The following is a 13,941-nucleotide window of genomic DNA, read 5'->3' on the forward strand; positions in this document are numbered from 1 at the left end:
CCGACCCCGACCCCGACCCCGACCCCGACCCCGACGCCCGTACGGCGGTCGTCATACGACGATGCAGCTGACGGCCGCCCACAGCAGGGGCGAATGCTCGATCCGGTTGCCGGTGCGCCAGCGGTCCAGCTGTTCCCGCTGCCAGACACCGAGCCGGTGTACGGGGTCGCGGTACTCGTGGGCGGTGTCGACGGCGACGATCGCCTCCGACAGCGGTCGTACGGACTCGGCCAGGCCGGCCAGCCGGTGGAACGCGAAGCTGGTGGGCAGCACCCAGCGGGTGGCGGTGACCAGCTCGGCGCCGTGGTGGATCATCGCTGAGGCCAGGCCGAACGATTCGGCGAACCGGAGGTCGCCGCCGCTCTCGCAGGCGATCAACGCGACGCGACGCGGCGCGGGCCAGAGCCGCGAACCGGGCACTCCGTCCGCCGCCATGGTGAGGGTGCCGAGAAGCAGGTCCTTGGCCGACAGCGGCCGATGTGTACGGATCGTTTCGGTGAAGCCGCTGGTCCCGGGGCCGCAGCACAGGTGGAGGGCCGCGTCCTCGCTCTGCCCGTGCTCCACCGGCGCCCCGCTCACATGGCCGACGTACATGAGCCTGCGCGCGCCCTCCCGGAGAACGCGGCTCAGCCACTCCCGGTCGAGGTCGGTGCGGCGGAAGGCCTCGGCCGGAGTGGCGAGCGGCGGCACGACGACGCCCGTGTCGAGGTGGCGCCGTACCAGCGAGAGCAGCGCGGGGTCCGAGCCCGCCGGCCCCAGTACCGAACCGAGCGGGGAGTCGGCCCGGAATCCGGGCACGCGAGGGTCGAGGACGAGTACGACGGCGTCCGGGGCTGGGGCTGGGGCTGGGGCCGTGGCCGGGGCCGGGCGGGCGGGGCCCCGGCTGTCGCAGTGACAGCGGTGCCGTGGTCACGACGTCCGCGAGATCGATGAGCCGGACGTCGGTGTCGGTGTCGATGGCGAGCAGCTCCCAGGGGACCTGGGCGACCCGGGGCGACGGCTGGATGCGGACCAGCGGGCGCGCGCCGCCCGCGGACACATGGCGCAGCTGCTGGGTCAGACCCACCGGCCACAGCGCCTCGGCCAGCTGTCTCGCGAGCCGGTGCTCGGTCCGGTGCTCGGCCATCGCCCCCGACGTGAGCGCGCTCCGCATCCCCTCGCCCGCGCCCGGCAGCGCCGCGGCCAGCGCACGGACCGCCGCGTCGATCTCGTCCCCGGGCGCGTGCCCGGTGCCGAAGCCCTGAGCGCCGCTCGTCCATCGCCAGGCCATGAACAGGTCGCCCGCGTCGGCCAGCCGGACCTGGACGACGGGGCGGGTCGTTGCCGGGCCGTCGTCGTTGTCGGTCACCAGGACGGCACCTTTTCCTCGCTCACGACCCACCGGTGATAACGGGATTCGGCCGCCTCCACGTACTCCCGCAACGCCGTGCGGTCGTGGTCCGGCGACATCAGCACCTGGGGCGGCAGCGCGACGCGCAGACCGTCCGAGGCGCCGAAGCCGACCGGCGTATGCCCGTACGTCTTCATCGCGCCGTCCGGGAAGAGCGCCGCACCCGCGGCGGAATCCGGGGGCGGGGTGCGGTCCAGCGCCAGTGGAGCGCCCGCGCAGCGGAACTCCACCAGTTCGAAGAGCAGCCCCTGATCCTGGCGGCGCACGGCGAGGCGGAAGGCCAGCCGCATCGCTTCCTGGGCCAGTCGCAGCCATTGGCTGCGCGCGTGGCCGGTGGCGAAGTCGTAGCGTGCCGCCTCCAGTGCCAGGGCCGCGGGCAGTGCGAGCGCGAGTGCGGCGTCGACCGCCGCCCGCTCGTGGGCCCCGAGGTCCGACCGGGTGTACGCCCCCACCGGCACCCCGGCCCCCGGGTTCGACCTGGATTCCCTGCCGTACGAGCGCCTCCCCGCGCTGGTCGAGGAGGCCAGGTCCAGCCTCGGCGTCCGCTCCCCGCAGACCTGGCAGCTCACCGCCGACCACCTGACCGGCGCCCTCGTCGTCCGGGTCACCGTGACCGGGCCCGACGGCGGGGCCTCGCTCGACGCGGACGCGGACGCGGACGCGAAGGGGAAGGTGGTGCGGCGCGGCCCGGCACGCTGACCGACGGACACCCCGTGACGCGAACGGGCCCCGCACAGTACGGTCACACGCACGACGGGAGACGCCGGAAGAGGAACCCCATGAGCCGGAACGCGGGCGAAACCGCACGCCTGGAGGACGCGGTGCTCACGCGTGCCGCGCAGGCGGGTGACGTCACTGCCCTGGGTCTGCTGCTGGAGCGGCACCGGGCAGGTATGCGCGCGGTGGCACTGAGCATTCTGGGACCGGGTCCCGACGTCGACGACGTGGTCCAGGACGCGGCCGTGACCGCGCTCCGCCGTGTGGGCGACGTCCGCGACCCGGCGGCCGTAGGCGCATGGCTGCGGATGATCGTGCGCAACGCGAGCCGGTCCCTGTTGCGGGACTCCGTTCCCTTCCAACCGCTCGACGATCTGCAGGTGCCCGCCACGGACGACGGTCCGGAGCGGTGGCTGGAGCACCACGCGATGCGGGACTGGATCTGGGAGGCCATGGAAGAGCTGTCCCCCGCAGCGCGCCGGTGACCGGTCCCGAACACGTCGCCGAGGCCATGCGCCTGGTGCAGTCGTTCGCCGCGGACCACGCCGACCACCCCGGCCTCCCCGAGGTCCTGGCGGCTTTCCAGGCCATCCCCACCATCTCCGACGACGCCACGATGACGGCCGTCGCCAGGGGGCTGCTCCCCGCGTACTTCGCCGACTACTGGGGCCGGGAGGCGGAGTTCGCTCCCTTGCGTACCTCCGTGCGGGCCGCACACATCTCCGGGCTGGACGAGGACCTCTCCCCGCATGTCGTCGACGACCGTGCGGACCTCGGCTCACTCACCGTGCCGGCCCTCGTCGTCGTCGGCCGCCACGACGTCATCTGCGGGGTGCGGTGGTCCGAGGAACTGCACAGGCTGATCCCCGGATCGGAACTGCTGATCCTGGAGGACAGCGGGCACTTCGGCCACATCGAGGAGCCGGAGGCCTTCTCGCAGGCGGTGGCGCGTTTCGTGACGGCCACAGCGCGCGGCGGTACGGAGGGGCTGTGATCACCGAGGCCGGTCGGCACGAGGCTGTGGCCACGCTCGTCCACATCGCGGCCTTCGCACCGGACAAGACCATCCGATGAGACGTTCGACGTCGGCGCAGTGTCCTGCGTCACGCTCTCGGACCTGGGCGGTCGGCGGCCGGAAGGAGAGCACCGTTGGCGTCGCTGACGCGCTCCTGCTCGTCCCAGGTCTCCGGAAGGCTCTGCCGGATTTCCTCGCTGAGAACGAAGACATGCTCGTGCATCAGTACGGCGCCGAGGTCACTTACCGACACGGGGCCGCGGACAGTCTGTACCTGCGGGGTCGAGGTCATGCGGATCCTTCGGTGCTCGCCCGGGGCTGCCGACACGGCGCCTCATCACGGCCGAAGTCGGTGAAGGCGACGAAGGCCGGGGAATCCCGGCGGTGCGGGCCACACGCGCCGGGCCGAGCCACCCACGCGGCAGACCGGCAACGCGGCAGACCGGCAACGCGGTGTACGAACAGCTGGTCAGCCGCGCTGGTCAGCGGCCGTCTCGGGGAACGCCGCACCTGCCCCGGCGTACAGTCCGACGCGTCTGCCGCGGCCGGCGGCGGAAGGGCTTGGGTCTGCTGCCTCGACAGGGGAGATGTAAGTGGACAGGGGGGATTCACTCCCGTCGTGACCTCCCGTCCTTATGACCATGAACTGGAATCCATCACGTTGTGGATTATCGGTGATCGAACAGATGGCTATGTAATCTCTTAGAATTCGATAGACCGAGGTGTCCCTGGCGGTCGCCGGATTTCCGAGTGCCGAGAACGACATCTGTTGGCAGAGATCGAAGAATATCTTGTCACGGCGTCGTTCGGGATGCCAGAACAGTTGAGACAGCTTACGTTCCGCTATTCGAGAAGCCACTTCCCATTCGCCCTCGCGGTCTCCCTCGAAGCATCGGTAGAGGAGGTGGAAGTCGTGCATGACTGGAGTAGGAGCGAAGAGCCGCCAATCCGGAAGAAGAAGATTGGTGCGATCCAGCCTTCTCATCCGGTCGAAGGACCGCAGGGGGTGCTGGCTCACGATGGTCGCGGTCAACGCCGCTCCCAGCAGTGCTTCCACGCACCGGGTGGTAAAGGATCGACTCAGATGCATAGGTGTGTTCAGCCTCCGGCCAGTCGACAGACCTCGGTCGTGATCGCGGCCGCCTGTTCGGCTGTTTCGCGGTCCAGCAGCATGCGCCCCGGCAGACAGGACCCCAGGCGGTGCTGGGTGATGTGGCTGAACCGGGGGACTCCTGTGGTGTCCGCGTCGCTGTGGGAGACCATATGAATGGGCGAGGGGAAACGTCCGAGGAGATCGTCGTGAACGGTTCCCACCACCGAGCGGAGGGACGCCTCACGACGGGCCGCCTGCCACATCCGGGAATCTCTGAACTGCTCTTCACACAGCGTCCGGGCGGCCAACGGAAGTCGCGCCGTCCAGTCGGGGGTGGACAGCAGGTCTCCGTATCCCAGCTGAAGGGACCGGAGGAAGAGGGGAGAAATCCGAGAGACAGTGTTCGCTCCTGCGGCGTCCCCCTCGGACGAGCGGTCGGAATGGCTGGTCAGGACGGGCTCAAGCAGGACGGCACCCGCGAGGCACTCCCGCAGTGCTTCCGCGGCCCGCATCACCATGCCCGCTCCCATGGCATGACCCACGAGCAGGACCGTCCGGTCTCCGCGGATGGCCGAGATCAGATCCGCCAGGTCGGACACCAGGGTTTCTTCGCCGAACGGTCCGGCAGCCCGGTAGCGGCTGCGTCCGTATCCGGCACGATCGTAGAGAACCAGGGGCGCTGATTCCGGCACGGCGTCGACCATCCAGGTCCAGTGCTCCATCGTTGCCAGAAGCCCCGATTCGCACACGATGATCGGGCATCGTGACCCGCGTGAAACGCCTGAGTTCATGACTCGATACGAGAGCACGTTCCCGGTTCGTGTGGTGAGCAGATGTTCGTTTCCGCGGCCGTTCAGTACTCGTCTGCGGCGCATTCCAGATCGCGCCAGTGACAGCATTGCGACGGATGCCGTGGCGCCCATCACGATTTTCGGAAGCGTGAAGTCGGTGCTCATTGCATTGCTCACATTGTATGGAAAAGTCCGATAGGTCTTCGGAGATTATTCAGCAGCCGCAACGGGTCTCATGCGTGGGAACTCTCGCGCTGTATAGATTATTGCAGGGTATGAAGAGGTGAAAGCCCAGAAGAATCTGCCCAGTCCCATGGTGCACGCATTGACGAAATGAAATGAACCGGCTGCCATGGTGAAATGGTGAGCCAATGTGCCTTTCTTGATGAAGTAGAGCAGTGGAAAACAACATTCTCCGGCGATCACCGCGAGGCTCGCTGCGTACGCCGATCTCGGATGCCTCTGCGCAAGCTCGAATGCCCACCTACTGCCGTATACTTCTGTTCTCAGAATTCCGGGGAGCGCGGCTCCCGATCGCCAGTCGGCGCCCGCCAGTTTTGAGTACCCGGCAACTGAGTAGGCGAGCGTGGATTGCAGTGCGATGTACCACAGGCATGAGTCGACAGTGCTTCTGCGACCGCTCAGGCGGGCCAGCGCCGTGGCTGCCTGAACCTGAAAGAGGAGCTGATCCGATCCGTCGGACCGAAAGTTACGGCGGCCATACGTGAGTGCCGATGACGCAGCGAGCCATGCCAGGGCCGCAGCCCGCGTACGGTCGTTCGTCCGGGGTGCCAACAGGCAAACCGCCGCCACGAGTCGTGATCCTTCGACGGCTTTTTCAGCGCACGATTCGGAAGAAGACCTCTGCCGGACCAAGTGCCATGGATAGATGCCCGCGTCGGCTTCTTCTCTCCTTGCCATCCACAGTGCCTCAAGGCTCGAAATTACGCCGGCGACGCCTACGACGGCCTCCGTGAGGAGGAGAGCCCTCGCTTGCTGGGATCCATTTACCGAAATGAGCTGCCGAATCTTACGGAGAGATTTCACGGATGACCTCAATCGACCGTATGGAGAATGACGGAGGGTGGCTGCTCGCTCGCCGAGCGAGCAGCCACCCTCCGACATCATCTAGACACAGCAGGGGAAGTCGTTCGTTCCGAGAATCTCATCGGCCGCTGTGCCGGTTGCGGGAGCGGGGGTGCTGTGCGCAGCGGTCGGCGTCGATACCTCGTTGCTGGTCGCGGCCGTCGCGGGGGCTGCGGCCAGGCCAACCGCGAAGATGCCGGTGGCGAATGCAATGATCTTGGATTTGTCCATGGAAACTCCCATTTTCGAAATTGGCGTGATTCGGTGATTGCGCCGAGGTGAATTCCCTCTTCTTTCGCAATCATTAGCCTAGGGTTGGAACTTCCGTCATGTCAACGCTGTCGGCATTTATTCGATGCCGCCTCATTGGATTATCGAAATATCCTCGGCGCTGGATTTCTCTGCGGATTCGAGGTGGCATCTCCATTGGCAACATCACGGTCTTGGCCTCCGCGTACACCCCGCGGCGGTCCACCTCGCCGCGGGCATACGCGTGACCCGATAAGATGCTTCACCCACGAAGGGCTTAGTGTTCACTGTCACGTCACAGGCGAGGCCCCTTGAGGACATATCGAGGAGTTAGGTGAAATTTCAGTTACTTGGTCCCGTAATGGCGTTCTCGGAGGGCCGGCGTCTTGACCTCGGCCCTGCGAAGCAGCGATGCGTACTCGCAGCCCTGCTCCTCGACGCGGGGCACGTGGTCTCTGCCGAGCAGCTGATAGACCGCGTTTGGGGCGATGATCCACCGCGCTCGGCACGCAGCACCCTGTACAGCTACATCACTCGCATCCGGGCCGTCTTCAAGTTGGCGGGAGTCCCCGAGGAGCGGCTCAGGGTGCTCCGTCACACTGGTGGCTACGTGGTGGAAGTGGCTCCCGAGTGCGTGGACGTCCATCAGTTCAGAGGTCGCGTTGCCCTGGCCCGGAAGGCCGAGGACGAGCGAGCCGCTGAACTCCTGAGCAACGCCCTTGAGGAGTGGCAGGACGCAGCTCTGTCCGATCTGTCCGGTTCCTGGGTCGAAGTCACGCGCACTCGGCTGGAGGACGAGCGCCAGGTGGCACTTCGGCACCTCCACGACATTCGGTTGCGTCAGGGGTGGGCAGAGCAACTGCTGCCGACGCTGCGAGACCTGGCCGCGTCCCGACCGCTGGACGAGCGTCTCGCCGGACAACTGATCACGGCGCTCTACCACGCGGGCCGACAGGGGGAGGCGCTGGAACACTACGAAGGCATCCGCACCCTGCTGGCGGAGGAGCTCGGAATCGCTCCCAGCCCCGAACTGCAGGCGCTGCACCAGCAGATCCTCACCGCAGACCTTGCCGTCGGACCGCGGCCTGGCGGGCGTAGCTCTCCCCAGGTGTGGCCTGTGCCCCGTCAGCTCCCCGCGTGTCCTGCGCTCTTCGCCGGGCGCACTCAGGAACTGGCTCTCCTGGACCAGACGCTGGAAGATTCGTCGACGAACGGCGATGCGCTCAGCGTGATGACCATCGGTGGCATGGCGGGGGTCGGCAAGACGTGGCTCGCCCTCCGTTGGGCACACCGTCGACTGAGCCTCTTTCCCGACGGGCAACTGTATGTGGATCTTCGTGGCTTTACCCCTGGCCAGGAACCGCTGTCGCCTGGTGTCGCCCTTCGAAGTCTGCTTGAGCCCGGATCCACCGGCTTGATGCCTGTGGATAGTTTCTCCGGAAACGAAGAAGTGCCTTGTGACCTGCGATGATGGGGTTTCTCTAGGACCACATCAGGCACGATCGGCAAGGCACTTCCGAGATGCAATCCTCCCATGCCGCGGCGGCGGTCTCTTCCACGTTCGATGATCCGAACCTGGTCGCGTACGGCGGGCTGGAGCCGGTGGTGCGGCTGGCCGAGCGGTGCGGTCTGCCGGCGTTGGCCGGGGAGCACATCAGGCTGCCGGTCTCGAAGGACGGCACCGGCGCCTTCCCCGCCGCGAAGCTGATGTCGCTGGTGGGCGGCATGGCCGCGGGCGCCGACAGCATCGAGGACATGGACCGGCTGCGGCATGGCGCGATGGGCCGCCTGTTCTCCGGGGTGCGGGCCCCGTCCACGCTGGGGTCGTTCCTGCGCTCCTTCACGCACGGGCATGTGAAGCAACTGCATGCCGTGGCCCGCCGGTTCCTGCCCGAACTGGCCCGTCACACCCCGTTGCTGACCGGCGCGGACCAGGTCGCCTACGTGGACATCGACGACACCATCCGCCGCACCTACGGCTACGCCAAACAGGGTGCAGGCTACGGATACAGCAAGGTCAAGGGCCTGAACGCGTTGCTCGGCATCGTCTCCACACCCCTGTCCGCCCCCGTGATCGCCGCCACCAGGCTGCGTAAAGGGCCCTCGAACTCAGCGCGCGGGGCGGCAGCGTTCGTGGCCGAGACCATCCGCACCGCCCGTGCCTGCGGCGCGAGCGGCCTGCTGGTACTGCGGGCGGACTCCGCGTTCTACGGCGCCGACGTCATCAACGCCTGCCGCGCTCTGGGTGCCCGCTTCTCCGTCACCGTGCGGATGAACGCCTCCGTCAAGGCCGCCATCGCCCACATCGACGAGACCGCCTGGACGCCGATCAAGTACCCCAAGGCTGTCTGGGACGAGGAGGGCCAGTGCTGGATCTCCGACGCAGAGATAGCCGAGGTCCCCTACACCGCGTTCACTTCCAAGCCGAAGAAGCAGCAGGTCACCGCCCGTCTGATCGTGCGCCGCGTCAAGCGCCTGAACCCTGACGCCGTCCCCGTCGGGCAGGGCACCCTGTTCAACACCTGGCGCTACCACGCCGCGTTCACCGACTCCCCGCTCGCCTTGAGGGATGCCGAGCGTGATCACCGTCGGCACGCTGTCGTCGAGCAGGTGATCGCCGATGTCAAGAACAGCGCCTTCGCCCACGCGCCGTCCGGGCATTTCCAGGCCAATGCCGCGTGGCTCGCCCTGGCGGCCCTGGCACACAATCTGACCCGCGCCGCCGGCGCCCTGGCCGGAACATTCCATGCCAGGGCGACCACCGCCACCATCCGTGACCACCTGATCAACGTGCCCGCCCGTCTGGCCCGATCCGCCCGCCGCCTCACCCTGCACCTGCCCGAACGCTGGCCCTGGGGCGAGGACTTCGCCCAGCTGTTCAGCACGGTGCATGCACCACCCGTCCTCTGACTCCCTGACCGACCTGCCCGAAAGGGCCCGAGACCTGTGGAAAAAGTGGAAGAGCTGGGTAGACCAGCGGCCACCCCATGCCCGAATCCGCAACTCAGCCCCGACACGGCCTGCGCGACCCCGAAACGATCAACCGGGAATCAAGCCGGTGGATCCGGGTTGAGGCACTCGGTGCCCCGCCGTCCTCCATTCCGGTTTCTCTGGAATCTCAGACGGGGTTGTACCGGTCGTTGGTGGCGGACAAGCACATTCTCGTTGTTCTTGACAATGCCCGAGACAGCACCCAGGTGACGCCGCTGTTGCCGGGAGCCCCGAGCTGCACTGTGCTGATTACCAGTCGCCATCGGTTGTCCGGCCTGGTCGCGAACCACGGAGCACGCTCGATAGCACTGACGACGCTGACCGATGACGACGCTCGTCAGCTCTTGGCGGATCACCTGGGGCGCGAGGCTCTCGAACGCGAACCTGATGCGATCACCACCTTCCTCGACCGAAGCGCCGGCCTGCCGCTGGCCCTGAGCATTCTGGGGACACGTGCGTCCTTCAATCGGGGTCTGCCTCTCGCTGTGGTGGCCAAGGAGCTGGATGAAGCGGCAACGAGACTCGACGCCCTGGAATCGGGAGAACTGTCGTCCGGCCTGCGAGCCATTTTCACCACGTCGTACGCCACTCTGAGCGATGAAGCAGCCCACGTCTTCTGCCTGTTGGGACTGGCTCCGCAAGCCGACTTCTCGCTGTTCGCCGTGGCTTGTCTCGCAGATGCTCCGGAGCCGAGGACCCGGAACTGGCTGCACCAGTTGGAGTCGGCCCACCTGCTCCATCAGTATCAGCCCGACCGTTACCGCATGCATGACCTGGTTCGGCTCTATGCCGCCGAATGCGGTCGACGCACTCTTCAGGAGGAGGCGGTCACCGGCGCCTTCCGACGTCTTGTGGACGCCTATCTCATGAGCGCCCACCACGCCGACAGAGTACTGACTCCGCACAGGCAACCCATAGAGATTCCGCTGGCAGTGGTCGATGAAGACGGTGCAATTATTCCGGATTCGGTGGCCGCTATGAACTGGTTCTCAAACGAACAGCCCACCCTCATGGCTCTACAAGGGACAGCCATGAAACAGGGCTGGTTCGATCGAGCCTGGCAGTTGGCCTGGGTAATGGAAATATTTCACGTGAAGAAGGGGGTGCATCAGGACAACCTCACTGCCTGGCAAACCGCGTTGACTGCTTCTGAGCAACTCCAGGACACGAATATATCTGCGCAGACGTACCGTTACATCGGTCGGGCGAACATGATGTCAGGGAATATCGACGAAGCAATTTTTCACCTGTCCCAGGCATTGGATCCGCTGAAAACACTCGATGACACCCTGGGGACGGCTCTCACGCACCATGCCCTGGGTTGGTCCTTTGCCCGGCAGGGAGACATCGCACGGGCTCTCGCAGAGGCTCGAAAATCTCTGCGTCTTTTCCAAGTGATCGACTCCCCTGTCTGGGTGGCTCAGCGACTCAACGCAGTCGGCTGGTACCTCGCCCAGCTCGGAAAGTACGAGCGTGGTCGCATCCGGTGTGAGCAGGCGCTACGGATGTTCCATGAAGACGGTCAGCGCGTCGAATCAGCTGCGGCCCTGGACAGCCTGGGCTACATCGCCGCCCGGACAGGAAAGCACTCGGATGCGATCAATCTGTACCGCGAGGCACGCACGATATACCAGGAGAGCGGCGACCTTTACGAGGAGGCGAACACGCTGACCCGTCTTGGCGGCGCTTACCTGGACGCCGGCCGCACGACAGACGCCGTTGCCACCTGGAGGGCCGCGCACGATCTCTACATGGTCCAGTTCAGATTTTTGGAGGCGGATCAAGTCAGAGAAAAGCTGGCCGACTGTTGACGTTGCAAGACCTTCCCCCGCCGATCTGGATCCAGAATTCATTGTTTCGCCATCGTGGCATCATGCGAGCCGAACTGCGAGGCTTGCATCAAATAGAGTTCACGAAATTTGCCGGGCTTGCTCAACAGCTCATCCGGAGTTCCGGAATCGATGACACGACCCTGCTCCATCACAACAATACGATCCGCCGATCTCACGGAGGCCAGACGATGCGTGATGAGAAGGACAGACTTTCCCGAATCTGCCAGTCCCCGGATTTTCTGGTACGCCTCGATTTCCGATTTCGGGTCCAGCGCCGATGTCGGCTCGTCGCAGATCAGGAGATCAAAATTACGGAATCTGGCTCGCGCCAACGCGACACGTTGCCACTGACCTCCCGAGATCTCCACACCACCTTGGAATGATCGGTCCAGGATGGTGTCCCAACCCCCCGGCAGCAGTGCGAGAAAGGGATCGGCATCGGCGTACGCGATTGCCTCGGCCAGTGCGCCGGTATCACCCGACCTCGAAAACTCGGACACCGTGATGTTGCTGCGTGCCGTGAAGGGCCACCGTTTGAAGTCCTGGCTCAGCAGGGCCACCCGTTCGAAGACATCGAACCGGTTGGCCTCTGTCACCTCGGTGCCGCCCCATCGCACAGTGCCGTGCTGCGGTAGGTACAAGCCAGAGATGATCTTGGCGAGTGTGGTCTTCCCGCTTCCGTTCTCCCCGACCAGCGCAACGACCTCGCCCGGTCGAACCGTCAGGTCGACGCCGCCGACAGCGGCTTGCCGCTGGCCGCTGTAGGCATATCCGACACCCCGCAATTCAAGTACCAGGGGGCCATCCGCCAACGTCTTCCCTCGCGCGGGGATGGCCATGCGCTCCGCCTCCCGACACGCCTCGACCCAGTCGCCGAAGAAGAGTGACTGTTCGTAGAGCTGGTCGATGCCCGTGACCAGGCGCTGCAGCCCGGCGGTTCCGACCCGGATGGCCAGCAGGGCGGTGGCGAATCCCGCGATCGCCGCCTGCTGCGAGATCTGCAGAGAGACCAGGGCGGCATATACGAGCACGGTGGCGCAGCCGGTCACGGCGGAGGTGAGCAGCTGTGTCCTGGCGGCCTGCCTCGCCAGTCGGCTCAACTCGGCCTCGCCACCCGCGGCCATGGCCTCATAGTGCCTCAGAAGAAACGGGCCGGCCCCGTGCACTCTCACTTCCGCGGCTGCCTGGTGATCGGTCAAAAGGCGGGCCAGTACCTGTTCCTGCCGCACGTGTTCGACTCGTGAATGCATCGATTCGTAGGCACACCGGGCATTACGCATCGCCCCCCACCCTTTCGGGAGGACGATGAGAAAGAGCAGGGGGAAGAGGGCCGGGTGAAGCGCGGCCAGTACACCGCTCATGGCCAGCAGCGAGACGATGCTGTTGGTGATCGCCGAACTGCTCTGGATCATGCGTCCCGCGGCGATCGTACCCGGGTGAGCGGAGTCGAGAACGGTCCGGAACCCAGGATCCTCGAAAGCCTGCAGCTCAACCTGGCTCACCCGTCGCAGGAGTTCGCTCGCAGCGCGCCGTTCCACCTTGGGCTGCAGACGTCCCGTGGCTCCCGAACTCATCGCCTTCAGTCCGGCTACCAGTGCGCCGGCGGTACTTATCCCAAGCAGTGGAAGCGTGAGGTGCCCGATTCCGTTCCAGCTGATGCCCACCCGCAGCGCGGAAGCCAGCACGGAGTTCACTGAGATCAGGATGTATGCAGAGGCAATGCCTTGGCCAACCTCTGCCGCAAGAAAGGTGATGAGCGCCCGCCGGTCCACCTGCAGGCCCAGGCTCATGGTCCGGGAGAGCAGTCCGGGCAGTCGCCGTAGCATGCCGGCGAAGTCCATACGCTGCGCCGCGCCGTCGTGGCGGATCATGCCGTGGGCGACACGGAGCCGACCGCCGAACAGTTCTCTCTCGGACTCGGCGCTGGCGTCCTCAAGGGCTGTGTCGCCGTGACCCCGGGGTTTCATTCGGCAGTGTCCGAGTTCAGAGTGACGGCGGAGGAACCCTCCAGGCTCCTGCCCACCCGTACATAGTCCTGAATCTCCTTTTCCGGATTCGCCTGATCCAGCTGACGGATGAACTCGGCGAACTTGCCTGTCAGTTCCTTCTCCACATGCTGAGCGTCGGAGGAGGCCACGTGTGGATATTCATCGAACTCGGATCCGCCGAGTATCCGGTGGACGCTGAGCAGCAACAGGTCGCGCCATGTGCGTGGACGTACGGTCACGGACAGATGAAGCGACACCTGGTCCTCCGCAGCGGCCACGTGGGGCATGTGATAGGGGATGTAGAGAAGGTCGCCCGGTTCCAGAAAGACGTCGATCGAAGGCGCTCCCAGCGCGTCGGTGTCGCACAGGCCTGTCCCGGACGAGCGGTCTTCCCAGACGCGCCAATGTTTTCGACCTTCGAGTTGTACGACGAAGACGTCGACCGCGTCGCGATGTGCTTGGTATCCCTGTGTTCCGGGAGGTGTCAGAAAGGCTACGGCGTCACTGCGGGTCGCGAAGACATCGCTGAAGAGACGGCAGAATTCCCGCACGTCCGGAAGGATCTGATTCAGGGACATCCACGTGATGGTCGCCCCGGAGGCGAAGAGTTCCCTTACTTTTTCCGGAACGACTGCGTCCAGGATCAGTGCTCCCTGCACCGTCGTTGCTCTGGTGAACCACTGCTCAGGTACCGGTTTGCCGTCCTTGGCGATGCTGATGTACGGCGGTCGGACGCCCTCCAGGTTCACCAGGCCGTCGACAGCTCTCCATGGCAGAACTCGGTCCCGG

General features: G+C 65.7%; 14 protein-coding genes and 1 pseudogene. 7 read left to right on the forward strand and 8 right to left on the reverse strand.

Annotated elements, in window-relative coordinates; translation table 11 throughout:
- Positions 1 to 51 precede the first annotated feature (51 nt).
- Complete coding sequence (locus RV986_RS36910; protein ID WP_475921520.1) at positions 52 to 798, reverse strand: hypothetical protein; 747 nt, start codon at positions 796 to 798, stop codon at positions 52 to 54.
- Between the two features lie 241 nt (positions 799 to 1,039).
- On the opposite strand from RV986_RS36910, the gene RV986_RS36915 reads away from it, so the two are divergent.
- Positions 1,040 to 1,387 carry a hypothetical protein gene (locus RV986_RS36915; RefSeq protein ID WP_475921521.1) on the forward strand — a complete coding sequence of 116 codons (348 nt, stop codon included), beginning with the start codon at positions 1,040 to 1,042 and terminating at the stop codon, positions 1,385 to 1,387.
- Here the strand turns inward: RV986_RS36915 and RV986_RS36920 are convergent.
- Positions 1,345 to 1,842, reverse strand: a complete 498-nt coding sequence (locus RV986_RS36920; RefSeq protein WP_475921522.1) for a hypothetical protein — start codon at positions 1,840 to 1,842, stop codon at positions 1,345 to 1,347. The two genes, RV986_RS36915 and RV986_RS36920, sit on opposite strands and share 43 nt — an antisense overlap.
- Between RV986_RS36920 and RV986_RS36925 the strand changes: the two genes are divergently transcribed.
- The 3 genes and pseudogenes from RV986_RS36925 to RV986_RS36935 all read left to right on the forward strand — a co-directional run bounded on the left by RV986_RS36925 (position 1,829) and on the right by RV986_RS36935 (position 3,101).
- Positions 1,829 to 2,089, forward strand: a complete 261-nt coding sequence (locus RV986_RS36925) for a hypothetical protein (protein WP_475921523.1) — start codon at positions 1,829 to 1,831, stop codon at positions 2,087 to 2,089. The two genes, RV986_RS36920 and RV986_RS36925, sit on opposite strands and share 14 nt — an antisense overlap.
- Before the next feature lie 80 nt (positions 2,090 to 2,169).
- Positions 2,170 to 2,586 (forward strand): annotated as a pseudogene (locus RV986_RS36930) (RNA polymerase sigma factor); the annotation flags it as partial.
- 2 nt (positions 2,587 to 2,588) lie between these two features.
- Entirely contained in the window at positions 2,589 to 3,101 is a 513-nt protein-coding gene (locus RV986_RS36935) for an alpha/beta fold hydrolase (protein ID WP_475921524.1), read from the forward strand.
- Positions 3,102 to 3,210: 109 nt separating this feature from the next.
- On the opposite strand, the gene RV986_RS36940 is transcribed toward RV986_RS36935, so the two are convergent.
- The 4 genes from RV986_RS36940 to RV986_RS36955 form a co-directional block, all read right to left on the reverse strand.
- Positions 3,211 to 3,414, reverse strand: a complete 204-nt coding sequence (locus RV986_RS36940; protein ID WP_475921525.1) for a phosphotriesterase family protein — start codon at positions 3,412 to 3,414, stop codon at positions 3,211 to 3,213.
- Positions 3,415 to 3,591: 177 nt separating this feature from the next.
- Positions 3,592 to 4,179, reverse strand: coding sequence for a hypothetical protein (locus RV986_RS36945; RefSeq protein WP_475921526.1), 588 nt, complete (start codon positions 4,177 to 4,179; stop codon positions 3,592 to 3,594).
- 41 nt (positions 4,180 to 4,220) lie between these two features.
- Positions 4,221 to 5,171, reverse strand: a complete 951-nt coding sequence (locus tag RV986_RS36950) for an alpha/beta fold hydrolase (protein WP_475921527.1) — start codon at positions 5,169 to 5,171, stop codon at positions 4,221 to 4,223.
- 963 nt (positions 5,172 to 6,134) lie between these two features.
- On the reverse strand, positions 6,135 to 6,323 hold the full coding sequence (locus RV986_RS36955) for a hypothetical protein (RefSeq protein WP_475921528.1): 189 nt from the start codon (positions 6,321 to 6,323) through the stop codon (positions 6,135 to 6,137).
- Positions 6,324 to 6,702: 379 nt separating this feature from the next.
- Between RV986_RS36955 and RV986_RS36960 the strand changes: the two genes are divergently transcribed.
- The 3 genes from RV986_RS36960 to RV986_RS36970 all read left to right on the forward strand — a co-directional run bounded on the left by RV986_RS36960 (position 6,703) and on the right by RV986_RS36970 (position 11,143).
- A complete protein-coding gene (locus RV986_RS36960; protein WP_475921529.1) occupies positions 6,703 to 7,812 on the forward strand; it encodes an AfsR/SARP family transcriptional regulator in 1,110 nt (369 codons plus the stop codon).
- Positions 7,813 to 7,862: 50 nt separating this feature from the next.
- Entirely contained in the window at positions 7,863 to 9,251 is a 1,389-nt protein-coding gene (locus RV986_RS36965) for an IS1380 family transposase (protein ID WP_475916098.1), read from the forward strand.
- 233 nt (positions 9,252 to 9,484) lie between these two features.
- Positions 9,485 to 11,143 carry a tetratricopeptide repeat protein gene (locus tag RV986_RS36970; RefSeq protein WP_475921530.1) on the forward strand — a complete coding sequence of 553 codons (1,659 nt, stop codon included), beginning with the start codon at positions 9,485 to 9,487 and terminating at the stop codon, positions 11,141 to 11,143.
- A 38-nt stretch (positions 11,144 to 11,181) separates the two neighbouring features.
- On the opposite strand, the gene RV986_RS36975 is transcribed toward RV986_RS36970, so the two are convergent.
- Together RV986_RS36975 and RV986_RS36980 are read right to left on the reverse strand one after the other, a co-directional pair.
- A complete protein-coding gene (locus RV986_RS36975; RefSeq protein WP_475921531.1) occupies positions 11,182 to 13,035 on the reverse strand; it encodes an ABC transporter ATP-binding protein in 1,854 nt (617 codons plus the stop codon).
- A gap of 92 nt (positions 13,036 to 13,127) precedes the next feature.
- Positions 13,128 to 13,901, reverse strand: coding sequence for a cupin domain-containing protein (locus RV986_RS36980; RefSeq protein ID WP_475921532.1), 774 nt, complete (start codon positions 13,899 to 13,901; stop codon positions 13,128 to 13,130).
- Positions 13,902 to 13,941 lie beyond the last annotated feature (40 nt).

The organism is Streptomyces sp. RLA012 (assembly GCF_056270325.1).

What these genes read in the sequence shown, in the direction of transcription:
- RV986_RS36975 (WP_475921531.1), bottom strand. Translation starts at nt 13,035, where the DNA reads ATGATCCGCCACGACGGCGCGGCGCAGCGTATGGACTTCGCCGGCATG.
- RV986_RS36960 (WP_475921529.1), top strand. Translation starts at nt 6,703, where the DNA reads ATGGCGTTCTCGGAGGGCCGGCGTCTTGACCTCGGCCCTGCGAAGCAG.
- RV986_RS36950 (WP_475921527.1), bottom strand. Translation starts at nt 5,171, where the DNA reads ATGAGCACCGACTTCACGCTTCCGAAAATCGTGATGGGCGCCACGGCA.
- RV986_RS36940 (WP_475921525.1), bottom strand. Translation starts at nt 3,414, where the DNA reads ATGACCTCGACCCCGCAGGTACAGACTGTCCGCGGCCCCGTGTCGGTA.
- RV986_RS36965 (WP_475916098.1), top strand. Translation starts at nt 7,863, where the DNA reads ATGCAATCCTCCCATGCCGCGGCGGCGGTCTCTTCCACGTTCGATGAT.
- RV986_RS36955 (WP_475921528.1), bottom strand. Translation starts at nt 6,323, where the DNA reads ATGGACAAATCCAAGATCATTGCATTCGCCACCGGCATCTTCGCGGTT.
- RV986_RS36915 (WP_475921521.1), top strand. Translation starts at nt 1,040, where the DNA reads ATGGCGCAGCTGCTGGGTCAGACCCACCGGCCACAGCGCCTCGGCCAG.